General features: G+C 49.6%; 25 protein-coding genes and 1 pseudogene. 14 read left to right on the forward strand and 12 right to left on the reverse strand.

The window, feature by feature from the left end:
• Position 1: 1 nt before the first annotated feature.
• The 5 genes from VH86_RS23215 (at position 2) to VH86_RS23235 (ending at position 3304) form a co-directional block, all read left to right on the forward strand.
• Complete coding sequence (locus VH86_RS23215) at positions 2–292, forward strand: hypothetical protein (RefSeq protein WP_045813939.1); 291 nt, start codon at positions 2–4, stop codon at positions 290–292.
• 24 nt (positions 293–316) lie between these two features.
• Entirely contained in the window at positions 317–610 is a 294-nt protein-coding gene (locus VH86_RS23220) for a hypothetical protein (RefSeq protein WP_369800376.1), read from the forward strand.
• Positions 611–721: 111 nt separating this feature from the next.
• Positions 722–1405: an outer membrane protein gene (locus VH86_RS23225; RefSeq protein ID WP_045834242.1), complete on the forward strand. Its 684-nt coding sequence runs from the start codon at positions 722–724 to the stop codon at positions 1403–1405.
• Positions 1406–1574: 169 nt separating this feature from the next.
• A complete protein-coding gene (locus VH86_RS23230; RefSeq protein ID WP_034821865.1) occupies positions 1575–2087 on the forward strand; it encodes a GNAT family N-acetyltransferase in 513 nt (170 codons plus the stop codon).
• A 158-nt stretch (positions 2088–2245) separates the two neighbouring features.
• On the forward strand, positions 2246–3304 hold the full coding sequence (locus VH86_RS23235) for a YeiH family putative sulfate export transporter (protein ID WP_045834243.1): 1059 nt from the start codon (positions 2246–2248) through the stop codon (positions 3302–3304).
• A 32-nt stretch (positions 3305–3336) separates the two neighbouring features.
• Here the strand turns inward: VH86_RS23235 and VH86_RS23240 are convergent, their stop codons facing one another.
• The 6 genes and pseudogenes from VH86_RS23240 to umuD all read right to left on the reverse strand — a co-directional run bounded on the left by VH86_RS23240 (position 3337) and on the right by umuD (position 7165).
• Positions 3337–3648, reverse strand: coding sequence for a hypothetical protein (locus VH86_RS23240; RefSeq protein WP_045813937.1), 312 nt, complete (start codon positions 3646–3648; stop codon positions 3337–3339).
• A 312-nt stretch (positions 3649–3960) separates the two neighbouring features.
• Positions 3961–4221, reverse strand: a complete 261-nt coding sequence (locus VH86_RS23245; protein ID WP_034821873.1) for a hypothetical protein — start codon at positions 4219–4221, stop codon at positions 3961–3963.
• Between the two features lie 256 nt (positions 4222–4477).
• Positions 4478–4663, reverse strand: a pseudogene (locus VH86_RS26205) (sigma 54-dependent transcriptional regulator); the annotation flags it as partial.
• Between the two features lie 68 nt (positions 4664–4731).
• On the reverse strand, positions 4732–5328 hold the full coding sequence (locus VH86_RS23255) for a DsrE family protein (RefSeq protein ID WP_045834245.1): 597 nt from the start codon (positions 5326–5328) through the stop codon (positions 4732–4734).
• Between the two features lie 152 nt (positions 5329–5480).
• Positions 5481–6743 (reverse strand): translesion error-prone DNA polymerase V subunit UmuC, encoded by a 1263-nt coding sequence (umuC, locus tag VH86_RS23260; protein ID WP_045834246.1) that lies wholly within the window; start codon positions 6741–6743, stop codon positions 5481–5483.
• Positions 6743–7165 carry a translesion error-prone DNA polymerase V autoproteolytic subunit gene (umuD, locus tag VH86_RS23265; protein ID WP_045834247.1) on the reverse strand — a complete coding sequence of 141 codons (423 nt, stop codon included), beginning with the start codon at positions 7163–7165 and terminating at the stop codon, positions 6743–6745. Before umuD ends, umuC begins: the two co-directional genes overlap by 1 nt.
• Positions 7166–7422: 257 nt before the next feature.
• Between umuD and alaE the strand changes: the two genes are divergently transcribed.
• On the forward strand, positions 7423–7860 hold the full coding sequence (gene alaE / locus VH86_RS23270; protein WP_045834248.1) for an L-alanine exporter AlaE: 438 nt from the start codon (positions 7423–7425) through the stop codon (positions 7858–7860).
• 151 nt (positions 7861–8011) lie between these two features.
• On the opposite strand, the gene VH86_RS24740 is transcribed toward alaE, so the two are convergent.
• Positions 8012–11878: a DUF4365 domain-containing protein gene (locus VH86_RS24740; RefSeq protein ID WP_052696641.1), complete on the reverse strand. Its 3867-nt coding sequence runs from the start codon at positions 11876–11878 to the stop codon at positions 8012–8014.
• A gap of 521 nt (positions 11879–12399) precedes the next feature.
• Between VH86_RS24740 and VH86_RS23280 the strand changes: the two genes are divergently transcribed.
• Both VH86_RS23280 and VH86_RS23285 read left to right on the forward strand, forming a co-directional pair.
• A complete protein-coding gene (locus VH86_RS23280; RefSeq protein ID WP_045834249.1) occupies positions 12400–12792 on the forward strand; it encodes a VOC family protein in 393 nt (130 codons plus the stop codon).
• A gap of 68 nt (positions 12793–12860) precedes the next feature.
• Complete coding sequence (locus VH86_RS23285; RefSeq protein ID WP_156150613.1) at positions 12861–13289, forward strand: hypothetical protein; 429 nt, start codon at positions 12861–12863, stop codon at positions 13287–13289.
• A gap of 64 nt (positions 13290–13353) precedes the next feature.
• On the opposite strand, the gene VH86_RS23290 is transcribed toward VH86_RS23285, so the two are convergent.
• Positions 13354–13857: an ATP-binding protein gene (locus tag VH86_RS23290; protein ID WP_045834251.1), complete on the reverse strand. Its 504-nt coding sequence runs from the start codon at positions 13855–13857 to the stop codon at positions 13354–13356.
• A 106-nt stretch (positions 13858–13963) separates the two neighbouring features.
• On the opposite strand from VH86_RS23290, the gene VH86_RS23295 reads away from it, so the two are divergent.
• The 4 genes from VH86_RS23295 to dcuR all read left to right on the forward strand — a co-directional run bounded on the left by VH86_RS23295 (position 13964) and on the right by dcuR (position 17599).
• Complete coding sequence (locus VH86_RS23295; protein WP_045834252.1) at positions 13964–14530, forward strand: flavin reductase family protein; 567 nt, start codon at positions 13964–13966, stop codon at positions 14528–14530.
• 64 nt (positions 14531–14594) lie between these two features.
• On the forward strand, positions 14595–15131 hold the full coding sequence (gene msrA / locus VH86_RS23300; protein ID WP_038647471.1) for a peptide-methionine (S)-S-oxide reductase MsrA: 537 nt from the start codon (positions 14595–14597) through the stop codon (positions 15129–15131).
• A gap of 120 nt (positions 15132–15251) precedes the next feature.
• Positions 15252–16883, forward strand: a complete 1632-nt coding sequence (locus VH86_RS23305; RefSeq protein ID WP_045834253.1) for a sensor histidine kinase — start codon at positions 15252–15254, stop codon at positions 16881–16883.
• Complete coding sequence (gene dcuR / locus VH86_RS23310; protein WP_045813914.1) at positions 16880–17599, forward strand: two-component system response regulator DcuR; 720 nt, start codon at positions 16880–16882, stop codon at positions 17597–17599. The genes VH86_RS23305 and dcuR overlap by 4 nt, the downstream gene beginning before the upstream one ends.
• Here the strand turns inward: dcuR and VH86_RS23315 are convergent.
• Positions 17593–18552 (reverse strand): FAD:protein FMN transferase, encoded by a 960-nt coding sequence (locus tag VH86_RS23315; protein ID WP_045834260.1) that lies wholly within the window; start codon positions 18550–18552, stop codon positions 17593–17595. The two genes, dcuR and VH86_RS23315, sit on opposite strands and share 7 nt — an antisense overlap.
• A 134-nt stretch (positions 18553–18686) precedes the next feature.
• Positions 18687–21467, reverse strand: coding sequence for a flavocytochrome c (locus tag VH86_RS23320; protein WP_045834254.1), 2781 nt, complete (start codon positions 21465–21467; stop codon positions 18687–18689).
• 606 nt (positions 21468–22073) lie between these two features.
• On the opposite strand from VH86_RS23320, the gene VH86_RS23325 reads away from it, so the two are divergent.
• Positions 22074–23585: an anion permease gene (locus VH86_RS23325; RefSeq protein WP_045813912.1), complete on the forward strand. Its 1512-nt coding sequence runs from the start codon at positions 22074–22076 to the stop codon at positions 23583–23585.
• 164 nt (positions 23586–23749) lie between these two features.
• A complete protein-coding gene (gene fumA / locus VH86_RS23330) occupies positions 23750–25393 on the forward strand; it encodes a class I fumarate hydratase FumA (RefSeq protein WP_038647479.1) in 1644 nt (547 codons plus the stop codon).
• A gap of 79 nt (positions 25394–25472) precedes the next feature.
• On the opposite strand, the gene VH86_RS25965 is transcribed toward fumA, so the two are convergent.
• Both VH86_RS25965 and VH86_RS23335 read right to left on the reverse strand, forming a co-directional pair.
• On the reverse strand, positions 25473–25637 hold the full coding sequence (locus VH86_RS25965; protein ID WP_167540449.1) for a hypothetical protein: 165 nt from the start codon (positions 25635–25637) through the stop codon (positions 25473–25475).
• A 194-nt stretch (positions 25638–25831) separates the two neighbouring features.
• Positions 25832–26152, reverse strand: a 321-nt coding sequence (locus tag VH86_RS23335) for an aldehyde dehydrogenase family protein (protein WP_045834255.1), incomplete at its 5' end; no start/stop codon positions are given.

Raw genomic sequence — 26152 nt, forward strand, 5'->3', positions numbered from 1 at the left:
AATGCATGAGAAAAGTGTCTGTTTCAGGTCTTTGCGACGGCAAAAAATCGCCCCCTTTCCTTTTATAACGCTTCGCTTTTTTAAGACCTTAATTTTTGCCCGCCCTCTTTCCCTGATGACGCCGCATTTACCAGATTTTCCTCACTTGCATCCGCGCCGCCGATTGGCTTATGGTGCGGTTACCGCGCGATTCAAGGCGGAAAAAAGGCCGAAAAAGGCTCATATCTGCGCCAAATGGCGCTTTCAGGCAGGCATTCAGGACGATGAAAATCCGATCAAGTTCACACTTTAGCGATGTCATGGCGGGTAACAGCCTATGATCCCCCAGAGCTACAGCCAGCGCGTGCATTTCTATTACTGCATTTTGGTGGCGCTGAAGATCAATGCAAAAACGCGCAAACCCGCCGGCGTGCGCGGCAAGAATAACTTTCTGCTGAAATGGCTGCGCAACGCGCAGAACAACACCATTTTCCCCCCCGACATCACCAGCGAAATTGAGTGGCTGCGTGGCAAAATTATCAGCTCCGGGCCGGATGCCGATCTGGAGCCGATGCTGCAATACGTTTATGACACCGCCAAGCGCGCCGAAACCCTGCGGTTAGGCTCTTAGGCCCCCTTACGTAACTCTACCAGGTTGCCTAAGTATTCAACCGAATTTTTCCCGTGATGGGCCTTTCTTATGATGCGTTCTCAACCTGATAAAGAATGAGAACGGAATCATATGAAACGTAAAGCGTTAATTTTTGCTATGCCAATGTTGTTTGCTGCTGGCAGCGCTGTTGCAGCCGAAACCAGTGAAGGCTATTACGCCTCTGCAAAATATCTGCAAAGTGAACAACGTGCCAAAGAGATGGATACCAGCGCACGTCCTGGCGTGGGGCAATTTGTTGCAGGCAATGAAAAGGCACACAACGGCGCGGCAGCGCTTGCAGCCGGTTATCAATGGGGCAATGGCTGGCGCACGGAAGGCGAATATACCTTTGGTCAAAAATCCGAATTCACCAGCGGTTCATCGACTTTCACTTCCAGCTATAACCATCTGCAAACCGATGTCCAGCGCTTGATGCTGAACGTGTATCGTGACTATCAAATCGGCTATAACGTTGCGTTGTACGGCACCGCAGGCGTTGGCGTCAGTAAAATCAAAGCGGGCGGTTGGCAAGGCAATCCCTCTCGTCAGTATGCTTCAACCACGCAAAACAACCTGACCTACAGTGTCGGTGCCGGTATTAGCTACACGCCGATTGAGCAGGTAAGCCTGGATCTTGGCTACCGTTATGTGGATATGGGCAAAATAGAGAGTGGATACAACACATTCGGGAATGCTCGTGGCCTTAAAGATGAGCAAATGAAAGCGCATCTGGTGGAAAACCAGTTTGTTCTGGGAGCCCGTTATTTGTTCTGATGCCTGACGCATCCCTGCGCCTTCCCGCCGGAGGGCGCATCACTATTCTGATTCCGCACTTAGCATGTGTCGGAACCGTCTCTCCCTGTTAAAGTACCCTGCTGAAAAGTCAGCGATGGAACGTTTGGCTGCACGACCATCAACAGGGACGGATAACAGGACATCTTACATGAATTTCACCATACGCAAGGCTCAGGCCGAGGACGCGGAACTGCTTCATCAGCTGGGACGCATGACCTACAGCGCGCATTTCAAACATATGTGGGTTTCAACCGACGAAATGGATGCGTTTATCGATAAAGAATACGGACTGACGGTGCTGCAGAGCAGCCTCGCGGCAGAAAACGAGAGCTGGCTGATCGCCGAGACCGATCACCCGGTAGGTTTTGCCAAGGTCACCTGGAATACACCGGTTCCTGATTCCGGCATGACGGGCGCCATGTTGAATAAGCTCTACCTGAATCCCGATCAGACCGGTAAGAACTTCGGCAAAATCATGTTCCAAAGCATCATCAATGAAGCCCGTGAGAAGCAGGAAGGTTACATGTGGCTGGAAGTGATGGCTGAAAACGTGCGTGCACGTAAATTTTGGGAAGCCTTTGGCATGCAGCACATCAAAGACATCCCGTTCGTTACCGCCTCGCAGCGCAGCACGCTGCAAATTTTGGGTATGGTGATTTAACCCGACAAGGCGCCGCGAACACCGATTTCGCCGCGCCTTTTCCGCCTTTATCTGCGTTCATCCCCGTCTTTACCACTTATTCAGATTTGTTCTAACGATATAATCAGTTTTTCTTTCAAGCCATCTCTCCGCATCATAACGGCAACACAGGAGGCGTTATGGCTGATATCTCTCTACACAAACACTCACAGGGTATGGCGCATTTCGCGCCCGGTTTGCTGCTTACGGCGGCCATTGCGCTGGCAACGGCATGGCTCGGTAATCTACCGTCTGTCGCACAACTGGGGTTAGGCGCACTGACGCTGGCCATCATCGGCGGGATCATTCTCGGCAATACGCTCTACCCTACGGTGCACGGTCACTGCGACGCGGGCGTACAGTTTGCCAAACAGAAACTGCTGCGTCTCGGTATTATCCTTTATGGCTTCCGTCTCACCTTCCAGCAGGTGCTGGATGTCGGCGTCAGCGGTGTGGTGATCGATGTACTGATGCTGACCAGCACCTTTACCCTCGCCTGCTGGCTGGGACGTAAAATCCTGAAACTGGATCGTGAAACCGCGTGGTTGATTGGTGCAGGTAGCAGTATTTGCGGTGCCGCCGCCGTACTGGCGACTGAACCGGTGATTAAAGCCGAATCGTCCAAAGTGGCGGTGGCGGTCGCGACTGTGGTGATCTTCGGTACACTGGCGATTTTCCTTTACCCGCTGATTTGGCATAGCGTTTCGCCTTTACTGCCGGGCCTGAGCCTGAGTGAATTTGGTATTTACACCGGTTCGACCATGCATGAAGTGGCGCAGGTCGTGGCGGCCGGACATGCTATCAGCCCGGAAACAGAAAATGCGGCGGTCATTGCCAAAATGCTGCGCGTGATGATGCTGGCACCGTTCCTGGTGGTAATCGGCTTGATGGTACGCCGCAGCGCACCGGCCACCAGCGGGGAAAAACAGCGTATTACTTTCCCATGGTTTGCACTGGCGTTCATTCTGGTGGCGCTGTTTAACTCAGCGCATTTGATTCCCGCCTCGGCGATTGCGGTCATTAATCAGCTGGATAACGTGCTGCTCGCCATGGCGATGGCCGCACTGGGTCTTACCACCCATATCAGTCAACTGAAGCGAGCCGGTCTGCGTCCGCTGTTATTAGGGTTGATGTTGTTTATCTGGCTGATTGTGGGTGGCGGCGCGATTAATCTCACCATCCATCATTGGCTTGGATAACTTATTTGCCGCCCGGCTGGGCGGCAAATACCTTATTGTTTGAAGTGTTTTCGTGAATAGATGGCGGTCTGTCTGCGGCTTTTAATGCGGAATTTGGCATGAGAGATCACCGTCATCCACTTCGGATCAACCTTGTTGGTCAAATAAACATTCAACTGATCCAACAGCGCCTCCCAATTCTTCGCCTGCCAGGCTTTGTCACTGCCGAGTGACTCTTTCATTAACTGAATGAGGCTATCCACTCTGGCTTTTACGTCACTCAGTGTTTCTCCAGCCTGATGCGATGCTGCTAATTTCCGGATTTCGGTGGCGTAATAATGGATGTCAATCTCGTTCTCGCGCACGCGAACCTCTGCTTATTATTGGTCCGTAATATTACAGTAACCTAAGTCTGTGAATTAACATAATCGGCAATACCTTTCGCCGCTTCGCTATTGTTACCTATCAGCATTTCTTTTGTCAGAATTGATGGGCAACCTTCACCCAATTAGACAATAAAAAACCGCCCGCAGGCGGCGTGTCACATCACTTTCTAGCAGATATTGAAATGGGGTTTCATTATTTTAGCGAAATCTTAACGAATTTCTTTCGGACACCCCTATCAATTTCACAACCCTTTAGAATCAGTGAATTAGATTATTTTTATCCAATCAGGATTACTCTTTAATCGTAAACTCCAGCTCACTGAGTTTTTGATACTCCTTCGCCAGCTTTTTAAGTTGCACCGCACGCATTTTATCCGCACGCGCCAGCGCTTCTTCTTCGGTTAACTGAAACTCTTTTTTCTTAAAAAATTGCTCAAAGTTGTACTCACGATCGCGGCGCTGTACAAATACCTCGCCATCATTTTTGAGTTCACCTTCTGCGATGTAGATGCCCCGGGTTAATGCATATTTTGTTATATAGGCTTTTGTCATGCTGTCCTCTCATCTTGCTACGTCGGTTAATTAAAGCAAAATTGCCGCGTAATTTACAGTATCTTGAAGAAAAAACAGTCTATTCCTGGATCGTATTGCCATTGATTTAATTAATGTTTTAATTAAACCTAACGTCAATACCAGGAAAAAACACCTCAGGTTTGGAGACAATTAAAAGCGCAGCGAGATTTAAACATTTCAGCTGTGTGAAGCTACCCCACAGGAAATTTCCTCTTAGCCGCGCAAACAACGGCATTCATTTTTTCTGGATATCTTCCCAATTCAGCCCGAAGCGCATGAGGTATTTACGTAAGCGATCGGCATCATTCGGCTGCTTTTTATGCTGCCGTGAGACCGAAAATAAATGTCGTCCCGCTTCAGATAATGTTGTGGCGTGTCGACAGACTTCCAGCACCGTCTCGAGTTGTCTTTGCTCGAAGAGAGTATGTGGCAGGAGCAGCAATAATGGCGCTGAGGTTGGTGCAAGAGCCAGCAAAGCCACAAGTGCGATCACATACTGAGCAAGGCGTACCCCTGATTCTGCAGCGTGGTCATCGTAGTGAGTGCGGAGGGCGTATGGATCACCGAATCTGCGATCCATTGTGGTTCGTAGTGATGCCAGGCCAGCGCCTGATCGCACACCGTGACTTTGACGCCCTGCTGCTCCAGCGCCGATATCAGCGCAAGGTTGGGATTATCCACACCAAACAGCTGTCGAAAGCGGATGTTTTCCAGCATCGCGGGCGTCGCTTCGCCATTCACCGCCACGACAAATTTTAACTGCTTTGCCGGCACACCGGCCGCCACATAGGTATTCACCACTTGTGCCACATGCTCCAGCGCCGGATTAACCTGACTGCGTTCTTCCGCGCCACGGCTGACTTTAAAAACCACTTTGTTACTCAGCGCACTGCTGGGCTGGAATGCGCTGCTGGCGTCATAGTGCACTTTGCCGTAACCGGCGATGGCTGGCGTGGTCCAGTTGATGGCGGGATCGGAAGGTGGGGCACTCACTTTCGCGGCAAAGAGGGTTTCATTTTGGCTGAGTAAGGCACCGCATACCCCACCCGCTACTGCGACAACTGCGCTAATCACCACTGAACGCATCTCTTTTCCCCCGCGACATCGTGAAAAATCGGCCTTGCCAAGTATGGCATGGATTGCCATTTTGTCGGCTTATCGTGGAGATATACGGGCATATTCAGCCATTTCCTAACGTTCGGTGAAAAGCGGTGGCTCATGTTATGCGTAACCCCTATTCACTTCGCTACCGGGAGATCTGCGTATCGGGTGGTATACGCTGGAGACAACATCTCACGCTTCATCGACCAGGATTTTTGGATTCCCTGCCCGGCGAACCATAGCTTCCCTTTCCCGCTTTGATTTATGCCATCGATCACCCGCATCAGCATTTCACTATTCGCCTGCGGCTGGATGTCATCAAACAAATTGAGTTGCGCCACGCCCTGACTGAAGAAGTCACCTAACATCACCCCTGCTTTCATATAGCGGCGCCCTTCCCGCCAGATGCGATCCAGCGCCTCGGTGGCCACACGAATAATATCGCGGCTGTCGTTGGTGGGCGTCAGCACTTTAATGATTGCCTGATTACCGTAAAAAATTTCCCCCTCCGCATGCGGGCTGGTGCGAATAAACACGCCGATCTGTCGACAGTACTGCCGCTCGCCCCGCAATTTTTCGGCGGCGCGCACAGCATAGTTGCACACCGCTTCACGCATATCGGCGTACTCCGTGATGCGTCCCGCAAACGAGCGTGAGCAGACAATCTGCTGCTTCACGGGCGCAAACTCTTCCAGTTCGAGACAGGGCTCACCGCGCAGCTCGCGCACGGTGCGCTCCAGTACCACATTGAAGTGCTTGCGGATCACCCAGGTGCTCTGCTCCGACAAATCCAGCGCGGTATTGATGCCCATGGCATTCAGCTTTTTGCTGATGCGACGCCCCACACCCCACACATCGGCCACATCGACTAGCGCCATTAACTTTTTTTGTCGCTCAAGGTTGGAGAGATCCAGCACGCCGCCGGTTTTACTCCATTTCTTAGCGGCATGGTTGGCCAGCTTGGCCAGGGTTTTGGTGGGCGCAATCCCCACCCCCACTGCCAGATGCGTTTCGCGTTTCACCCGCTGCTGGATTTCCCGTCCGAACTCTTCTAGCACGCGGCAATTCCGCACGCCCGTGAGGTTCATAAACGCCTCATCGATGGAGTAGATCTCAACGGCGGGCGCCATCTCTTCCAGTATCGTCATCACGCGCAGACTCATGTCGGCGTAGAGCGCATAGTTAGAGCTGAATACATGCACGTTATGGCGACGCAACACATCCTTGATTTTGAAATACGGGCCGCCCATGCCGATATTCAGCTTCTTAGCCTCGGCCGAACGTGCGATGACACAGCCATCGTTGTTGCTTAACACAATCACCGGCTTACCTTTGAGATCCGGCCTGAACACCGTCTCGCACGAGGCATAGAATGAGTTCACATCCACCAGCGCAAACATCACCTTCTCAGCGTCTTGATGACATGTTTAACGACACCGAAGATCTCAAACTGATCCGGGTCGGGAATGGGAATGATGGCGTGCGCCGCATTCATCGGTTTGAGGTGCAGACAGGGCTTCAGCATCAGCTGCTTCACCGTGAACTCTCCCGAGATGGCCGCCACCACCACATCACCCTGCTCGGGTTTCTCCGCACTATCGACGATCAGCATATCGCCGTCGCTGATTCCGCCTTCGATCATCGAGTCACCGCTGACTTTGATGAAGTAAGTGGCGCTGGGATGCGTGACACAAAAATCATTGAGGTCAATACGCTGCTCAACGTAGTCCTGCGCCGGTGACGGAAAACCGCACGGCACACGACTGATAAACAAGGGCAAACTGAGGATGGCGCGGAGTTCCGCCGGTTGATAAAACACCATAATGATGGCCTTCGAAAATATACTGTATATAAATACAGTATTACTGATCAGGCTGTTTGATCAAGCGGGATCCTTCGGGATGATGCAAAGCAGTTGGCAGGAAAGGAGATTTAGTTTTGGGTAGTTTTAACGGCGGGATGGATGTGCTGCGGTGGTTTTGGGCTAGGGTGAAATGAGGGTTCGCCGCTGAGTTGAACGGCTTTTGTCTCACGATTTCATATAGGAAATGTATTTTGCCTCAACCTCAAGACCTAAACATGCGCCGAAAGGCCTTTATTGCGGATACCACTGCGCTGATTTTATTTTTCACCACGACGGGCGCGATTAATGAACGATGGATCGCCGGCATGGCGTGGGACCAGGTGCTGCATGCCCGTTTAATTGGTGCAATTCTGATGGTGCCGGTTGCCCGCCCTTACGGCTTGTGGCGTGATTGGGTGATGCAGCGAGCAGGATCGGGCCGGGTTTCGAAGCTGCTGTGGGACAGTATCGCGCTGGTGAGTTTTCAGGTGCCGATCTATGCGGCGATCATTGCTTTTAGCGGTGCGTCGGGCAGTGGTTTAGTGCGCGGTACGCTCGGAGCTGCATTGATGATGCTGTGTTTGGGCAGGCCTTATGGCGCGTTTCTTAATTGGGTGCGAGGCATGTTTGGTTTGCCGCCGGGTGGGGAAAAGCCGATGTCATTGGGGGAATGAGGAAGATGACTGCTGTTTGCCAAGAACAAACATAAGTAATTCAAGCCTATGTTTATCGTCAAAAAGCAGGCCATTACTATTCTATATATTCAATAATTCCTCCCAAGTAATTTATTAATAATTACGGCCCGCTGTGATTTAAAGTTATTGGCTAATTGTTCCGCACATTTATAATTAGTGATAATTCTTTATAAATTCGCGAAAATGACTCATAGTCTGCAGTTCCAGGAATAAAGCATTTAGTAACACTATTATAAATATGCTCACGGTCATTTTCTTTTTGCTCTAAGATACAACTACATACTTTAGTGAAAATTTCATCACTGCTTATTTCTCTATCCATTGCAATGCAGCACATCTCGTAACAAGAACTCCATAAAGCAGCATGAGCCACGCTCATAGGTAATAAGGTTGAAATATAATGCACTTTTCCAGTGACACATTGGTATAAGAACCATTTTAAAATAAAATCAACCTTATTGTCGTGAGGGTGCCTCAATAAGAAATTAGTAAGCAAAGACAATATAATGCCAGCATTAACTTTAATCTTTTCGTCATCAACAATAAAACTCAGGAATCTATATAAAACTCCAACCACTTCGTCAAACTTAAAGCGCGAACTAAAAACCTTATCAAAAAGACTCTTAAATGCTGTTTTCGTATAGTCCTTGTTTTCACTTAAGAAATGGCAAAACACACGAGCCATTAAATCCGTTTCCATATTAATGGATTTAAAACCATAAGTTGACACCTTCGCAATTAACTCAAATAGTTCTTTTTCTTGGATGTGATTATTACGATTCAAATTCAATAGAACATTGTAGATATTCCCATGAATTAAAGTATTTACACCGCTGCCACATAGCATCAAGATATTAGCATCGTCAGTTAAAAATATGTAACCGCTTTCATTTTTGGAAATTGCCTTCCGATATGATTCCAATCTATTCTCTTTGTTATCTTGCTCAATTATCAGTTTCGCCCTATGTTTGGTGATGGTATTTAGAATACCTTGTGGAAGGTGGTTTACAATACCGTGCACAACGGAAAAACCTAAAGAATTCATTCTTTCAAAGCAAGAACTTAGAATAATAAACTTCCTAACACTTCCCAAAAAAAAGTCTAAGACGCTGAGTTCATGCATCAATATTAAAGTAGTTTCTTCTATAAATATACTATTACCTTTCTCCAATAAATCATCGAAGTTTTCCTGTGATGATTGCGCCGCTTGGTTTATCTTAAATTCTAATTCTTCTTCAGGTGTATTTTTTGCAAGCATCCAACTTGTGTAAATATCATTAGTGTTGCTCAAAAATAAGTCAAGCATAGCAAACGGTACTGGTAACGATCCATTCCTGATAGACCGTTTGTTTTTCTCCCATTGTGCAACTAGCTCATCAGTTACGCCAGTAACTTCTCTAATTGAATTAAGTAATGCTTCAGGTCCATTATTTACATCTACATTTGCTTTCCTAAGCACCTTGGAATCAGGAAAATTTTTGAAATATTCTGAAATTCTAACGCCAAAGAGTTTTTTCTTATCTTCAGACATATCGATTGATGCAGATAACACAAAAGACAAATATCGTCCTTCTTCATCACAATCATTCCTATCAACTAATTCACCGAATCGCTTGATACTGCTAATTAGCTTTTCTCTGTATTCCAGGCTTGATGAATACACTGTAATTAGCTTAGACAGGTATATCAACTTGTTCTTCCTCGAACCTTCACCAGAAATCAGTCGTTGTAAAACCCCCTCAACTTGGCTAAACATTCCAAAGCTTAAGCACTTGTTTACATAGAGCTTCATATACTCTGGAGAATAATTATTTCCTTTTAATGCTTTTTCAATTTCATCTACAGCTTCCCCAATTCTTCCTGATAATTCCAAAGCATATGTTTTTATGACATGCCAATGAGGATCAACATTTACTTTCTCTAAGTTTTTTTCAACAACCTCAAATACTTTATTAGTGTCCCCTGACTTTAAATAAGCCTCTGCCAATTTCAATGAACAAGCTTCATCCAACTCCTTGTCTTTTAAAATATCTTCAGCAACTTCAATTATTTTACCTTCATTATTTTCATCACGAACATTTAAAAATCTCAATAAATGCTCAGCTATAACTAACGGCTTATCTAATTCAATATACTTCTGGTAAAGCTTATCAATGCAATCGGATTGAGTACCCGGTTCTTCTCTGACACTTCTCACGCACGTACTAACGGCCCAAAAAGCTTCACCATTCTCATAAGTCAGCAGAATAGTTCTCAGTCTGTCAGCTAAAGAATCACTAAATGTTGCAACCGCTACTTCAATAGCTAAACATAGTACGAAAGGAGTGTTTTCAGGGGATTTATCTAACAATTCCTTTTCGATACTTAAAAAAATCTTAAGTGCCGAATCATACTCTTTAAGGTAGAAATTGGATGCAAACAAAATTGATTTATCATCAAGACTTAACCTAGTATTAATTCTGGAAAGTAATAATACCACTTTTTCATATTCATCACAGTTATATAAAATCCGCGAATACAATGTGCATAATTCAAAGTGACCAGGCCTTTCCTTTAAAATCTCATCAAATCGTTCAAATAGAGGCTCAATATTATTAAAATAAAAATATAACACAGGAGATATATCAATAATTATTGCAAAATCTGATGGATAACCTAACCTTTTTGCGTAATTCCATGCTTTATCACAGTACTCATAAGATAATCTCATAAAATTAAAATTGAGGTTCGATTTTCCTGTAAAGGGCAAAACCTGATCATAATTAAAAGAATCTCCATGTGCTTTAAAAAAATTTCTCCTTGCCGCCAAAGCATAAAAAATATACTTTTCTCTATCTGATATAAGCATATCATGATCAACACCTACTAATTCTCTATCTAATTCATCAGGGTTTTCGTCTAGAGTTAGCAATAACAATCTTGCCGCAATCCTTTCATTATGTTTTTCCTTCATTAACAAGACTGCTTCTTTTATATTTCCGGAAATTGCCATGCACTTAGCTTTAATATAAGTTGATCTAAAATCTCCATTTAAAACTTCAGGTTCAATTTCATTTAACTCTTCCTGAGTTAACATCTGGCCATTTTTTATTTTTTCTTCAAAGAATGCTAACTTGTATCTTGGTTTATCACTGTAGTTCGTTGAAATTTTTATGTTCTCAAAGGATTCAGAAGTCTCCCCTGAAAGTGAACATATTAATGATCTTTGTAAATATAGTTCTGCGCACTCATGGTCACTAAGTTTATTTGGCCAACTATCGAGTTGTGATAGGAATTCTTTTGCTTTAAATATGAGGTTTTCATTTAAGGCATCTGAACATTTTTTTAAAAGGGTGGCAGCTTGTCCGTTTGGGTTTGATATCCAAGGCTCATCACCACTTTCCTCTATAGCCTTTAAAATAATCGGTTTATCTTCAATATACTCTGAGAAATTTATAATACTACGACTTATGTCATCAGAATGAGGTTTAATAGCCTTTTTTAACCCTTGAATTGCAATTTTATCAAAAATCCTCTTTTCATAGAAAGAAAAGACATCCAACTTAGTATTTATTTCTTGGTTTGTAGGTATATTTAAAGTCAAATGTTCCTGTGATTCTATTTTATCTTTATTAAGATCAAACCAATCTTCATCTAACCACATAAAATAAATTGGGCATTTAGAAAGCTCATCTGAATGAACGCTTAGATCTACAATAGCAACCATTACCAGAGGTTCTTGAGCATAGTAATATGCCAAGGTACTTGTCTTAAAACTAAAACTTACAAAATCACCATCTGATATGTAAATCGGAACTGTAGTACCTTTTAATTGTAGATAAAAAGAATAACAAACATCGCCTTGTGAGTTCTTTAATTGAATTAAATAGTCAATACCAAAGTCACAATCACCCGATTGAGGAGTTTCAATCCATGACACTGGCAATTTACTTGATATAGCACGCCCAGCTAGTCGGCCAATCTCTTGACTAGAACTTTCCTTTGGCAACTTGTTCATTTCTAATTACCCCTTAGTGTTATATTTATAGTAAGCGATTTTATCATTCATTTAAAATTTCTGCACACTCAAATTTTTTATAAGATTTTCATTATAACCAAATCACTGATTTTGGCGCTGTACATATAAAAATTTACCGTGAAATTTGGTATAAACATGAAATTTCGAACTTTAGTAAGCGCAGATTTCAATACGCTCTCAATAGTTTGATAAATTTTTTCAGAAGTACTTTTAAAATTATTGGTCCGAGTGCCTGTCAACCTCTTGAAACACCCTACTTTTCTCAGGTATAGCTCTCAAAGATTAATCTACATGAAAAGCCTAGGATGAGGCTATATAATATAGTTTAGGTTGTAAGCCAGACGATTTTGCAATTATTTGTGAGTATGTGATGTATAAAAAACCACCAATGGAAAATACATTCTCCAAAAATCATGGTAAATCCCGTGCTGTGCTCAGACAGTTGTATCTCGAAACTACTTCAGCAAACACCTCCAAAGCACAAATAAGGATCGAGCTATATGAACATAACCAAAATCGACCATATCCACGTCTACGTCGACGATATCGAAAAAGCCGAACGCTGGTATCAGGAAATCCTTGGCTTCACCCGCGATAGCTCGCTGTACTTCTGGTTTGAACAAGGAGGGCCGCTGGTTATCAGGAATGATGGCGCATCGCTTTCCCTCTTCCTGAGAAAATCCCAGCACCCAGGCCACACCATGGCTTTCGCCGTGGAGGCGTCAGCGTTTCTCGAACTCATACCTATCCTCAAGTCGAAAAAAATCGCTTACACCGTCAGTGACCACGATATCTCCATGTCCCTATACTTCAGCGATCTCAGTGGCAACAAGATTGAAATTACGTCCTGGGAATATAAGCAGGCAAAACAGATATTGGAAAAGGCGGCATAACGATTCGTCAGTCAGCAACGGATAACGCTACAATCAATTGCGGATTAGCATTTTGAATGGAGTCAAAATTGAAATTTCACTATTCGCTTCATCGCCTTAGCCTGATTAAGCAATGGCAAAAAGATAGCTTCAGAATCGTTTTTTTCATTCTCACCGGGCTATTCTTTTCAGCCGTGATCAAATGGCTATTGCCCCAGTTAACTCATGGCAATATCACCGGTGGCTTTACCGGTATGCTATGCGGACTTGCAGCAAGCTTTTGGTTTACCAATATTGCGTGGCTGAGGATTAAGTCACCCATTCGCTTAAGCGACTTAAATTCAGTTTTGGCGAAGTACCATTACCAGCAAACTGAGCAAGGTGATTATGAGCTTCAAATAGCGAAATACCGAAGATTCAAATCTCAGCGCATTTATATACGCAACGATGGCAACGAGATGACGCTGGAAGGCCCCTACAACACCCTCAAAAGAATCATCAATCAACTCAATAAATAGCCGGAGATTTTGCAGGGACGTGACAAGATGACTGGCGCAAATACCCAGCCAGTCATCGTCAGTCTTAACCGTGCATCACCACATTAAACCCTTCATCCGCATGCGGTGCGACGAAGTAGCTGCTGATCACCTCGAACTGCGCATCGGTCGCCGCGAAGTCATGCTCACCTTCTGCATTACGCGCATGCAAACGGCTCTTGCACAGCGCATCGGGCACATCGATAAAGTGCAGTTGATGCTCCGCCTGTGCACTCTGGATCACCGCCTTCATCCACTGACGTTGGCCTACGGTGTTCGCCGGAAAATCCAGCACCACTGACACACCGCGCTGTAACAGGGTGATCAGGTGTGGCGTCATCGCATTACGCAACTTGCCCGCACAACGCACGTAGTCCGCGACATCCTGCATCTCTTCGGCGAACAAATGCGCCAGCCAGGCGTCTTCGCTGATAATCACCGCGCCGGTTTGTTGGGCCAGTTGATGGGCCAGCGTTGATTTTCCGGCAGCGATTTTGCCGCACAGCAGATGCAAAACAGGACGAGATGTGGACACAGACGCAGATTCCATTGACCAGCTCCAGATAAAATGACGCTCTACCATGCCGTTAAATGCCGGTCCAGTAAAGACTGGCATCTACACTTACGCTATCTCTGCAAAAATAAGGAGACGCATGATGAGTCAACGCCTGCATAAAATCGACTTTCCGGTCAGCAAGGCGCGGAAGTATCTGGAACCTGGTCCGGTGGTGTTGCTGAGTTCGCAATTTGAAGATCACCACGACATCATGGCGCTCGGCTGGCACACCATTCTGGAGTTCTCGCCGTCACTGGTGGGCTGCATGATCGCCAACGGCAACTACAGCCATGAGCTGATTCGGCAAAGCGGACAGTGCGTGATGAACATCCCCTCGGCGGATTGGGTGGATAGCGTGGTGGCGATTGGTAACTGCCATGGCGATCGTCTCGATAAGTTCGATGCCTTTCACCTCACGCCAGAACCGGCAAAAGTGGTGAATGCGCCGCTGATCGATGAGTGCTTCGCCAGCTTTGAGTGTCAGCTGTATGACGACTCGATGGTGAATAACTACAGCTTCTTTATTTTCGAAATCGTCAAAGCGCACGTGGCCGATAAACCGGAATTTCCGCCGACGCTGCACTACACTGGCGAAGGACGTTTTACCGTTATGAGTCATAGCGTGCTCGACAAGCACCATGATTTTAAGCCAGAAATGTTAATTTAAGCGGCTTGAATTCGCCTTCGAGCGCCCTCACAGTAACGCTTTCGACCTGACAGGAGTAATAACAATGGCAACCGAATATGCGGTGATCGCCGGTGGCTGTTTCTGGTGTACCGAAGCAGTGTTCAAAGATGTGATTGGCGTGGAGTCAGTCGAAAGTGGGTATACCGGCGGGGAGCGCCCGAACCCAACCTATGAGCAGGTGTGCAGCGGTGCCACCGGCCATGCTGAAGCGATCCGCGTCGGCTTCGATCCCGAGCAGGTGAAATACGGCGATCTGCTGGACATCAGCTTTGCAACGCACGATCCAACACAGTTGAACCGTCAGGGCAACGATGTCGGTACTCAGTATCGTTCAGCGATCTTCCCGGCGACCCCAGAGCAGGAAGCCGAAGCGATTGCCGCGATTGCGCGTGCGCAAGCCGATCTCAACGTGCCTGTGGTCACCACCATCGAGCCACTGAAAGAGTGGTATCCGGCGGAAGATTATCATCAGGATTACTGGGATGGCGCCGGTCAGCGTAACGGTTACTGCATGGCGGTGATCCCACCGAAACTGCAGAAGCTGCGTAAGAGCTTTGCCAATCGCGTGAAACAGGGCTGATTCTGCCCTTGAGATGCGGCTGTTAAACACCGCATCCATCGCCATCAAAGGTCGTCATTTATGACGACCTTTTTGCATTTAACCGTCATAATAGCGCCCTCTTCTCTTCAGGGAGCGATGATGACCACGCCTCAACCCGCAATCCCCGCGCGCAAGCGGCCGATGAAACTCAACACGCTGGTGACACTGATGCTCAGCGCGGTGATCGTGCTGGTACTGCTGAGTGTGCACATGTTCTATTTCTTCCAGATTGGTGCCTCAACCCGTGCCCAGTTAGAAGATAAGGCCATGGCGGTGGCCCGCACGTTGGCGAGATCGCCGGAGATTCAGCAGGCGCTGACGCAACCGGTGGCCAATGCCAATATTCAGCCCATCGCGAAAGCCGTGGAAGAGAGCAACAATCTGCTGTTTATTACCGTCACCAATATGGACGGTATCCGCTATTCTCATCGCAATCCGGAATTGGTCGGGAAGCACTTTATCGGCGAGGACATCGGGCCTGCTCTGCGCGGCCATGAAAACGTCTCGGTGAACAAAGGTTCGCTGGCAAAAGCGCTGCGCGTCTTCACGCCGGTGTATAACGCGGAGGATCGGCAGATCGGTGTAGTGGCGATTGGTATCTCCCTCGATGCCGTCACCGATCAGATCAACGAAAGCCGCTGGAGCATTATCTGGACCATCCTGATTGGTACGCTGGCGGGCGCGATTGGCACCTTTGTGCTGGTGCGCGTGCTGAAACGCATCTTATTCGGCCTCGAACCCTACGAGATTTCCACTCTGTTTGAGCAGCGTCAGGCGATTCTCAACTCAGTCAAAGAGGGCGTGGTGGCGATGGACGATCAGGCGCAGGTGACGCTGGTGAATCAGGCCGCGCGCACCTTGCTCAATGAGCCGTCGTCCAGCGGCATGATCGATAACGAGGGAATTGATGATGCCTCGGTGATCAATCAACACCTGCGCGATGTGCTGCACAGCGGCCGTGCGCGTCGTGATGAAGAGCTGAATGTGAATGGACGTTTGCTGTTGTGCAATACGGTGCCGGTGCGAAGCCAGGGACGTATTATTGGCGCGGTCTGTACTTTCAGGGACAAGACCGAAATCAGCCGACTGATGCAGCGCCTGACGGGCATGGTAAACTACGTCGATGCGCTGCGGGAGCGCTCGCACGAGTTCATGAACAAACTGCACGTGATCCTCGGCCTGCTGCACATGAAAAACTATGCGCAGGTGGAAGCGTATATTTTGAAAACCGCCAATAATTACCAGACTGAGATTGGCTATTTACTGGATCGCATCAAGTCACCGGTGATTGCCGGTTTCCTGCTGAGTAAGATCAATCGCGCCTCGGATTGCGGTCATCGCCTGACCATCAGCGATGCCAGCTTTGTGCCAGACAGCGGCAACGAAGACCAGATGGCGGCCCTGATCACCGTGGTTGGTAATCTGGTGGAGAACGCCATTGATGCGCTCAGCGAGCAGACCGAAGGCGAGATCCATGTGATGCTGCACTATCAAAACGGCTGGCTGGCGTGTGAAGTGAGTGATGATGGTCCCGGCATTGAGCCGGCCAATCTCGCGACAATTTTTGATAAAGGGTTCTCCACCAAAGGAGAGAACCGTGGCGTGGGCCTGTTCCTGCTGAAACAGCAAACGGAAAACCTCGGTGGCGGCGTGACCGTTGAGTCAGAACCCGGCGTCTTTACCCAATTTTTAGTACAACTTCCCTGGGATGGAGGAAACCAATCCGCATGATCAATGTGTTAGTGGTCGATGATGACGCCATGGTCGCTGAACTGAACCGCTCGTTTATCGGTCAGGTTCAGGGCTTCCACTGCTGTGGAACCGCTTCGACCCTGAAGCAAGCCAAAGAGATTCTGTTCAACAGCGACACCCCGATCGATTTGGTGCTGCTGGATATCTATATGCAGCAGGAGAATGGCCTCGATCTGCTGCCGGAACTGCGCAAAGCCCAGAGTTCGGTCGAGGTGATCATCATTTCATCCGCTGCCGATGCCGAGAACATCAAAACCTCGCTGCACTATGGCGTGGTGGATTATCTGATCAAGCCGTTCCAGTTCCCGCGTTTTGAAGAGGCGCTGACCAGCTGGCAGCAGAAGAAGTCGTTAATGGATAATCAGCACTATTATCAGCAGTCTGATGTCGATCTGTTGATCCATGGCAACCCGGCAACGCAGCATGACAACAAGCGCCTGCCGAAAGGCTTAACGCCGCAAACGCTGCGTACCTTGTGTCAGTGGATTGATGCCCATCCCGGCCATGAGTTCTCCACCGATGAGCTGGCGGCAGAAGTGAATATTTCGCGCGTGTCATGCCGTAAATATCTGATCTGGCTGGCACAGATTAATATTCTGTTCACCAGCATTCACTACGGCGCAACGGGCCGTCCGGTGTATCGCTATCGTTTACAGCCGGAATACCATTCGCTGTTGCAGCAATACTGTCAGTAACGCAGCTGCCAGGCGAAATCGCGCTGCTGGAACTGGAAGTGGCGCGGTGAAGAGCAGATGATCTGTCGATCGCGCGTCACAAACACCGCATCCAGATCGGGCTGGTCGGCCAGATAGGCTAGCCCCTGCTCCACGCCCATGCCGTACAGCAACGTCGTGTAGATGTCACCATCCAGAGAGCGATCGGAAATCACCGTCACGCTCAGCAACTCGTTATCCAGCGGATAGCCGGTGTGTGGATCGAAGATATGGTGCCAGCACTTGCCGTTCAGTTCGAAATAGCGCTCGTAAATCCCCGATGTCACCACCGATTTACCCTGCACCTGCAATACGCCCAGCAGTTCATCCTCGCGTCCAAACGGCTTTTTCAGGCCAATGCTCCAGCCTTGTGGCTCATGCGGCGGTGCGCCGAGCGTCTGCACGTTGCCCCCGAGATTGATCAGCGCCTGCGGCACGCCCTGCTGGCGTAAAAATGCCTGCACCACATCAGCGATATAACCTTTGGCGATGGCCCCGAGATCGATCTCCATGCCCGGCTGTTGCAGAAACACCGAACGATCTTCCTCATTGAGGATCACCTGGTGCGGATCGGTCAATGGCAGCAGTGCGGCTATTTCATCAGCGGGAGGGACGGCATGGCCCTGAAAACCAATCTTCCAGCGTTTCACCACCGGGCCGATAGTGAAGTTAAACGCGCTGCCGGGCGACACACTGACGGCATGCGCCACGCTGATTAGCCGGAACACGGCCTCACTGACGCGCACCGCATGACGACCCGCCGCCTGGTTAATCGACATCACTTCGGATTCAGCACGATTAACGGTGAACAGATTTTCTTGCTGCTTGATAAGTTGAAAGACCTGACGGGCTAAGGTGGGGTTATCGTCGAACAGTTTAAGCAGAATGGGAGAACCCATCAGAACAGCGGAGTAAGAGTAGACACCTTCGGTCATAGAGCCTCGTTTACCCGCCATATTGCGCGCCAGTGCCTTGTGCATGTCACCCGGTGACCGACGCTTGTCAGTCACCGGAATTCACACTTTAACGCCTTACTCTGGTACGCAATATTTGGGGTAATTAACGTTAATTAGTTTCCTAACGCCAGTTTAGCCGCATTGTGACCGGCCTTGATACCGAAGATGATGATATCCGCCACCGCGTTACCACCGATACGGTTAGCACCGTGGATACCGCCCACCACTTCACCGGCTGCCCAGGCACCTGGAATCACCTGTTTCTGTGCATCCAGCACCGCGGTATCGGTGTTGATGGTGACACCGCCCATGGTGTGGTGCACGCCCGGGGCGATGCGGATGGCGAAGTACGGGCCTTTGTTCAGCGGGTGACGCAGCGCCGTCTTACGACCGAAGTCTTCATCATCCTGCTTCGCCACAAACTCGTTGTAACGGCCGAGTGTGGTTTGCAGCGATTCCTGATCCATGTTGAGTTTCACCGCCAGTTCGTGCGGCGTCGGTGCACTAATCACAAAGCCTTTGGCGATGTATTCGTCGGCTGCTTTGTTGTTGGCGCGGACCTGCTCATCAAACACGATCCATGCACTTTTCTCTGGCAGTGCGATGATCTCAGCAGAGACTTTGTCACGGGTTTCCATCTCATTGTAGAAACGCTTACCGGCCTGGCTGACCAGAATCGCCCCGCCGCCGCGCATCGCTTCAGAGATCAGATAAGAAGTGGTCTGTTCAACCGTTGGGTGAATCTGGATCTCGCCCATGTCCACGGTGTCCGCGCCAATTTTCTGCAGCATGGCGATACCGCTACCGGTGGCACCTTTATGGTTGGTGGTGACGAAGCCATCCAGTTCAGGGCGATACTTCACCACCATCTCGCGGTTGGCACTGAAACCGCCGGTGGCAACGATCACGCTCTTCGCATTGAGAATGCGGCTGTCGTTGTACTCATCCACCACTTTGACGCCGGTGACGACACCGTTTTCCACCAGGATTTCTGAAACGGAGGTCTCAAGCAGCACTTCGATTTCACGCTGGTTGACGTTTTTCACCAGACCGCTGATCAGGAAACCACCGACGGCAGAACGGTCTTCCGGGCGGTGCGTGCGGTCAATGCTCATGCCGCCAGTGATGGTGATGTCGCACAACTCGATATTTTTCGCCGCCAGCCACTCAATCGCTTCCGGCGCCTGCTCAACAAACTCGCGCAGCAGCACCGGGTTGTTTTTGAATTTACCGCCCTTCAGCGTCTCTTCGTAGAACAGCTCTTTGCTGTCTTCGATGCCTTTGAGTTTCTGATAGCGGGTTTCGGCGGCGTTCATGCCCACCGAGGCTTTGATGGTGTTACCGCCAATGGTCGGCATCTTCTCGATGATCACCACGCGTGCGCCGTCATCGTGCGCCTGAATCGCCGCCGCCAGACCGGCACCGCCCGTGCCCACCACTACCACGTCATAATTGACCGGTGCGTTCGGGTTACCGCCCTCTTCAATCACATACTCTTTACTGGAGGTGGTCAGTGCGCGGGATACCGCTTTTTTCAGCGCCTCACTCTGCGTAGTGGCGCCGGTGATGGCATCGACGTGCGGGCTGTTCGCCACCAGAATGCGTTCACGCAGGCTTTCGAAGGTGCTGGTGAAATCGACATCCAGACTGGGGTCCGGCACCAGTGAGATATCGGTGATACGGTCCGTGTCGAGCGTCACGTTGATTTTCAGTTTCAGCGCTTCGGCTTCGACTTTCGCCTGGTAAACCCCGGCTTTGTATTTGCGATGGCCGTCGCTGACGTCGCGGATCATCGCATCCACCAGCGAGAAGCGCCACAGCGGTTCTGGAATCGTCAGCGCCTCACGCTTGGTGCTGTCGATATAGAGTTCCATGTGTTCATTTTTGATGATGCGATCCGCCCAGTCCGGATAGGCGATGCAGGCTTTACCGACCGCCACCAGATCAAACCCGTGCTCCAGCGCGTTCTCGGCATCTTCTTTATTCACCACTCCGCCCACACCAATCACCGGCACTTTCGCCAGCGTGGCAGAGCGCTCGGCCAGATATTTGGTGATCAGTGGCGTTGGATCTTTGGTATCGACAATGGATGGACGCAGCAGCTGGCCGACGGAGAAGTGCACGTAATCGAGACCGCGCGCCGCCAGTTTTTCCAGCAGATACATCGTGTCATCCCAACGGATACCGGGGACTTCCAGCTCTTCGGGTGAGAAACGATAACCGATGATGAAATCTGCCGCCGCAAAGCGATCGGCCATTTTATGGGTGATCTCCAGCACTTCCATTGGGAAGCGTGCGCGGTTATCGCGGCTGCCGCCCCATTTGTCGTCGCGCTGGTTGGAGTTAGGGGAGTAGAACTGCTGGATCAGATAGGTGTTTGCGCCGTGGATCTCAACACCGTCAAAACCGGCTTTGATCGCGCGGTTTACCGCATCACCAAACTTGGTGATCATCACATCGACTTCTTCGGCGGTCAGCGCTTGCGGTTTGGTGGCACCGTCACGCGGTGCAGCAATAGCGCTCGGTGCAACAGGGGTTTTACCACCAATCAGCGCCGGTTCCACCATGCGGCCACCGTGGTAAATCTGCAGAATGGCTTTTGAACCTTCAGATTTGATCGCATGGGCGATTTTCGCCAGCCCGGCAATTTTGTTGTCGCTGTCGATACCCAACGCGCCAGGGAAAGCAGGGCCACGATTATCAATAAAGCAGCATTCAACAATCACCGTACCGATACTGCCCGCACGTACGCGGTAATACTCGACCAGATCGCTGGTGACACCGCCGTCAAAATAGCCGGTACAGGTGGTCATCGGGGCCATCACCAGACGGTTTTTTAGCACCGCACCTTTCGGCAGCGTTAGCGGGTTAAGGATTGGGGTGAGCTTATTCATAATGAGCAACTCCAGAATTAAGAAATTGTGTATTCAATTCTTTGGCGGTTCGGCGAGGCTTTATAATTATTTAAGTGGTCCGATTTCATGGCGTAAATATACCATTTTATTTAGTTACATAACCCAGAATGTTAGTTATATAAGTTTTACGTTTGGAAATGATATTTGATGCTCATTGCCAGAATAGGCGCTCCGCTAAGTTTTAACCAAGACTTGACAAAAATCAACTTTTTCCTTACATTTAAAACAAATGCAGTACTATCATAAAGATAAAAGCCTCCAACCCGCCTCATTTTGCTCGATTTTTCGCGTTTCGATAGTTTATAGCGTTTAATCCACAGCAGACAGAAAGTTAAATAAAAAGCAAAAGATAAAAATTAAAAAACAGTGCATATTTTTTATTGATCTAGATCAAAAGAGATATTTTAATTAATCGCATCTTAGCTGCATTCAATTGATAATTCGCGTATCGAATTTGCAAAGCAAAGTTTCATCAAAGCACAAAATTTAAATTGTCACGACTCATCTGCTGCACGCATGTTGAAACCAAAAGAACAGTGTGTTCGTGACAATCAATCGCATTCTTCCTAACTTGCAGACAAAACTATGAACACACAAACAACCCAGAGTGCCTCCCCCGTAGTGCCTCCTGCGGCGCCGGGGAAAAAGAATCGCCTGATTATGTTGTGCCTGCCGATCATCGTAGCGGTGCTGCTGCTGCTGGTCCCTACCCCTGCCGGGCTGGAACCTTACGCATGGCACTTCTTTGCTATCTTCGTTGGCGTGATTGTCGGGCTGATCTTTGAGCCGCTGCCCGGTGCGGTTATCGGCCTGACCGGCGTGGTGGTGATAGCGCTGTTCAGCCAGTGGGTGCTGTTTAGCCCGGCCGAACTGGCGGACCCCAAGTTTAAAACGGCGGCGCAGTCGTTCAAATGGGCAGTGAGTGGCTTCGGCAACTCCACCGTCTGGCTGATCTTCGGTGCCTTCATGTTTGCCGCCGGCTACGATAAAACCCAGTTCGGACGCCGCCTGGCGCTGATTCTGGTGAAGTATCTCGGCCGTCGCAGCCTGACGCTCGGTTACGCCATCACCTTCGCTGACCTGTTACTGGCACCGTTTACGCCGTCTAACACCGCGCGCAGCGGCGGTACCATCTACCCCATTATCGCCAACCTGCCGCCGCTGTACGGTTCAAAACCAAATGACCCGAGCGCACGTAAGATTGGTTCTTACCTGATGTGGGTTGCCATCACCGCTGCCTGTATCACCAGTTCGATGTTCCTCTCTGCGCTGGCACCTAACCTGCTGGCACTGGCGCTGGTGAAAAGCGTGGTAGGCTTCGAAATCTCCTGGGGCATGTGGTTCCTCGCTTTCCTGCCACTGGGCGTGCTGTTGATTCTCACCATGCCGCTGCTGGCTTACTGGCTCTATCCGCCAGAAGTGAAGGTCAATGACGAAGTGCCACGTTGGGCGACCGCTGAACTGGCGAAGCTCGGCAAGCTGTCACGCAACGAAATCCTGCTGCTGGTGTTTGTGGTCTCAGCATTGATGATGTGGATCTTCGCTGCAGCATGGATTGAACCGGCGATGGCTGCCCTGCTGGTTATCGTGCTGATGCTGTGGACCGGTGTACTCAACTGGAACGATATCACCAGCAACAAAGCGGCATGGAATACCTTTGCCTGGTTCGCCACCCTGGTCGCTCTGGCGGATGGTCTGGCGCGTGTGGGCTTTATCGCCTGGCTGGGTAAAGAAGGTGCGCAGCTGCTGCAAGGTTATGACCCACAAGTCTCGGCGGTGGTGTTGCTGGTTGCCTTCTACTTACTGCACTACCTGTTCGCCAGCACCACGGCGCACACCACTGCGCTGTTGCCTGCGATGCTGACCATCGCCGCCTCGATTCCGGGCATCAACATGCCAGTGTTCTGTCTGATGATGTGCGTATCCTTAGGTGTGATGGGTATTATCACCCCGTACGGCACCGGCCCAAGCCCGATTTACTACGGTAGCGGCTACCTGCCAACCAAAGATTACTGGCGTCTCGGTACCATCTTTGGCGCTATCTTCCTGATTGCTCTGATGGTTATTGCCTACCCATGGATGGTGATGATGTTCTGATGATGTTGCTCCGATGTTAAAATCGGAGCCGCGCAGAGCCGTGAAAGTGTTATGATGCTCGCCAGTCAGTCCTTGCGGAGGGCTGGCGAGAGAAAATCAAAAAACAGATCGCCTAATTTGTCACCTGCCACTCTGACAGGCGACACGAAGCTAAGTGAGCCAACATGTCGAACAAACCCTTCTATTATCAGAATCCCTTTCCTCTCGCCAAAGATGATACCGAATACTATCTGCTGAGCCGCGATTACGTCTCAGTAGCCAACTTCGATGGCGAAGAGGTGCTGAAAGTCGATCCTAAAGCCCTGACGCTGCTGGCGAAGCAGGCATTCCATGATGCTTCATTCATGCTGCGCGCCTCGCATCAGGCGCAGGTTGCCGCGATTCTGGCGGATGACGAAGCCAGCAAGAATGACAAATACGTTGCCCTGCAGTTCCTGCGTAACTCGGAAATCGCCGCCAAAGGCGTGTTGCCGACCTGCCAGGACACCGGCACGGCAATCATCATGGGCAAAAAAGGCCAGCGCGTCTGGACCGGCGGTGGCGACGAAGCCGCACTGTCACAAGGCGTCTATAACACCTTTATCGAAGACAACCTGCGCTATTCACAGAACGCGGCGCTGGATATGTACAAAGAGGTCAATACGGGCACTAACCTGCCGGCACAGATCGACCTCTACAGCGTGGATGGCGACGAGTACAAATTCCTGTGCATCGCCAAGGGCGGCGGTTCTGCCAACAAGACTTACCTGTATCAGGAAACCAAAGCGCTGATCACCCCAGCTAAGCTGAAGAATTATCTGGTCGATAAGATGATGTCGCTCGGTACCGCAGCCTGCCCGCCGTACCATATCGCGTTTGTGATTGGCGGCACCTCAGCAGAAAGCACGCTGAAAACCGTGAAGCTGGCATCAACCCACTACTACGATTCGCTGCCGACCGAAGGTAACGAACACGGTCAGGCGTTCCGTGACGTCGCGCTGGAGCAGGAGCTGCTGAAAGCCTCACAAGAGTTGGGCCTTGGCGCACAGTTTGGCGGTAAATACTTCGCCCACGATATTCGTGTGGTGCGTCTGCCACGTCATGGCGCGTCCTGCCCCGTCGGCATGGGTGTGTCCTGCTCGGCTGACCGTAATATCAAAGCCAAAATCAACCGCGAAGGCATCTGGATCGAGAAACTGGAAGATAACCCAGGCCGCTATATCCCGGAAGAACTGCGTCAGCAGGGCGAAGGCGAAGTGGTGAATGTCGATCTTAACCGCCCGATGAGTGACATTCTGGCGCAGCTGTCATCCTATCCCGTGGCGACCCGCCTGTCGCTGAACGGCACCATTATCGTGGCGCGTGATATTGCCCACGCCAAGCTAAAAGAGCGCATCGACAACGGCGAAGGTCTGCCGCAGTACATCAAAGATCATCCGGTGTATTACGCAGGCCCGGCGAAAACCCCGGAAGGTTATGCCTCTGGTTCACTTGGCCCAACCACCGCGGGTCGTATGGACTCTTACGTTGATCTGCTGCAGGAAAACGGCGGCAGCATGGTGATGCTGGCAAAAGGCAACCGCAGCAAACAGGTGACCGATGCCTGTCATAAACACGGCGGCTTCTACCTCGGCAGCATCGGCGGCCCGGCAGCGGTGCTGGCGCAGCAGAGTATTAAGAGTCTGGAGTGCGTGGAGTACGCGGAACTGGGAATGGAAGCCATCTGGAAGATTGAAGTCGAGAACTTCCCGGCTTTTATCCTGGTGGATGACAAAGGCAACGACTTCTTCCAGCAGATCCACAATCAGTGTTCTGCCTGTGTGAAGTAAGGCTTTAAGCCGTGCTAAAACAAAAAATCCGCGGCTTAAGGGCTGCGGATTTTTTTATGGGGTGAGCACTACGCGGCGCTTACATCGCACCGATTTGTACGTCGAGCAGCATATCGGCATCATCATCGTTTTGACCAATCACGTAAATCGCCTGACGGCCCGGCAGATTCACCGTGATGATGTGCTGATCGTCGGCATCCAGCACTTCATCATGCTGCTGCTGAAATTTATGCAGTGTGTTCATGTTATCTCCTTAAAATGGCGCACTATCTTAGATTCCCTACTGCTTAATATCGTCAAGACACGGCTTAAATGTAGCGGAATTGTCTGTATTCGTGATGCAGGCACTCTGTCATGACGAAATGACCGTCAGATTAAAGAATTCACACAAATTTTTGACAGTGAATCAGGCAGCGGTGTGACCCGCTGCCAGTTGGCTTAAAAGAAGCCCAGCGGTTGCGTGCTGTAGCTCACCAGCAGGTTTTTGGTTTGTTGGTAGTGATCGAGCATCATTTTATGGGTTTCACGGCCAATCCCGGATTTTTTGTAGCCGCCAAACGCGGCATGTGCCGGATAGAGGTGATAACAGTTGGTCCAGACACGGCCCGCTTTAATCGCTCGTCCCATGCGATACGCGCGGTTGATGTCACGGGTCCAGACGCCAGCACCCAGCCCATAAATCGAGTCATTGGCGATGGCGAGGGCTTCTGCCTCATCTTTGAAGGTCAGCACACCGACCACCGGCCCGAAGATCTCCTC

It is taken from the genome of Pantoea sp. BL1 (assembly GCF_000963985.1).
Classification (GTDB): Bacteria; Pseudomonadota; Gammaproteobacteria; order Enterobacterales; family Enterobacteriaceae; genus Pantoea; species Pantoea rwandensis_B.

What these genes read in the sequence shown, in the direction of transcription:
- VH86_RS23235 (WP_045834243.1), top strand. Translation starts at nt 2,246, where the DNA reads ATGGCTGATATCTCTCTACACAAACACTCACAGGGTATGGCGCATTTC.
- VH86_RS23215 (WP_045813939.1), top strand. Translation starts at nt 2, where the DNA reads ATGCATGAGAAAAGTGTCTGTTTCAGGTCTTTGCGACGGCAAAAAATC.
- VH86_RS23320 (WP_045834254.1), bottom strand. Translation starts at nt 21,467, where the DNA reads ATGAATAAGCTCACCCCAATCCTTAACCCGCTAACGCTGCCGAAAGGT.
- umuD (WP_045834247.1), bottom strand. Translation starts at nt 7,165, where the DNA reads ATGGTGTTTTATCAACCGGCGGAACTCCGCGCCATCCTCAGTTTGCCC.
- alaE (WP_045834248.1), top strand. Translation starts at nt 7,423, where the DNA reads ATGCGCCGAAAGGCCTTTATTGCGGATACCACTGCGCTGATTTTATTT.
- umuC (WP_045834246.1), bottom strand. Translation starts at nt 6,743, where the DNA reads ATGTTTGCGCTGGTGGATGTGAACTCATTCTATGCCTCGTGCGAGACG.
- VH86_RS23245 (WP_034821873.1), bottom strand. Translation starts at nt 4,221, where the DNA reads ATGACAAAAGCCTATATAACAAAATATGCATTAACCCGGGGCATCTAC.
- VH86_RS23225 (WP_045834242.1), top strand. Translation starts at nt 722, where the DNA reads ATGAAACGTAAAGCGTTAATTTTTGCTATGCCAATGTTGTTTGCTGCT.
- VH86_RS24740 (WP_052696641.1), bottom strand. Translation starts at nt 11,878, where the DNA reads ATGAACAAGTTGCCAAAGGAAAGTTCTAGTCAAGAGATTGGCCGACTA.
- VH86_RS23315 (WP_045834260.1), bottom strand. Translation starts at nt 18,552, where the DNA reads ATGACCGAAGGTGTCTACTCTTACTCCGCTGTTCTGATGGGTTCTCCC.
- dcuR (WP_045813914.1), top strand. Translation starts at nt 16,880, where the DNA reads ATGATCAATGTGTTAGTGGTCGATGATGACGCCATGGTCGCTGAACTG.
- VH86_RS23230 (WP_034821865.1), top strand. Translation starts at nt 1,575, where the DNA reads ATGAATTTCACCATACGCAAGGCTCAGGCCGAGGACGCGGAACTGCTT.
- VH86_RS25965 (WP_167540449.1), bottom strand. Translation starts at nt 25,637, where the DNA reads ATGAACACACTGCATAAATTTCAGCAGCAGCATGATGAAGTGCTGGAT.
- VH86_RS23290 (WP_045834251.1), bottom strand. Translation starts at nt 13,857, where the DNA reads ATGGAATCTGCGTCTGTGTCCACATCTCGTCCTGTTTTGCATCTGCTG.
- VH86_RS23325 (WP_045813912.1), top strand. Translation starts at nt 22,074, where the DNA reads ATGAACACACAAACAACCCAGAGTGCCTCCCCCGTAGTGCCTCCTGCG.
- msrA (WP_038647471.1), top strand. Translation starts at nt 14,595, where the DNA reads ATGGCAACCGAATATGCGGTGATCGCCGGTGGCTGTTTCTGGTGTACC.
- fumA (WP_038647479.1), top strand. Translation starts at nt 23,750, where the DNA reads ATGTCGAACAAACCCTTCTATTATCAGAATCCCTTTCCTCTCGCCAAA.
- VH86_RS23280 (WP_045834249.1), top strand. Translation starts at nt 12,400, where the DNA reads ATGAACATAACCAAAATCGACCATATCCACGTCTACGTCGACGATATC.
- VH86_RS23295 (WP_045834252.1), top strand. Translation starts at nt 13,964, where the DNA reads ATGAGTCAACGCCTGCATAAAATCGACTTTCCGGTCAGCAAGGCGCGG.
- VH86_RS23220 (WP_369800376.1), top strand. Translation starts at nt 317, where the DNA reads ATGATCCCCCAGAGCTACAGCCAGCGCGTGCATTTCTATTACTGCATT.
- VH86_RS23255 (WP_045834245.1), bottom strand. Translation starts at nt 5,328, where the DNA reads ATGCGTTCAGTGGTGATTAGCGCAGTTGTCGCAGTAGCGGGTGGGGTA.
- VH86_RS23305 (WP_045834253.1), top strand. Translation starts at nt 15,252, where the DNA reads ATGACCACGCCTCAACCCGCAATCCCCGCGCGCAAGCGGCCGATGAAA.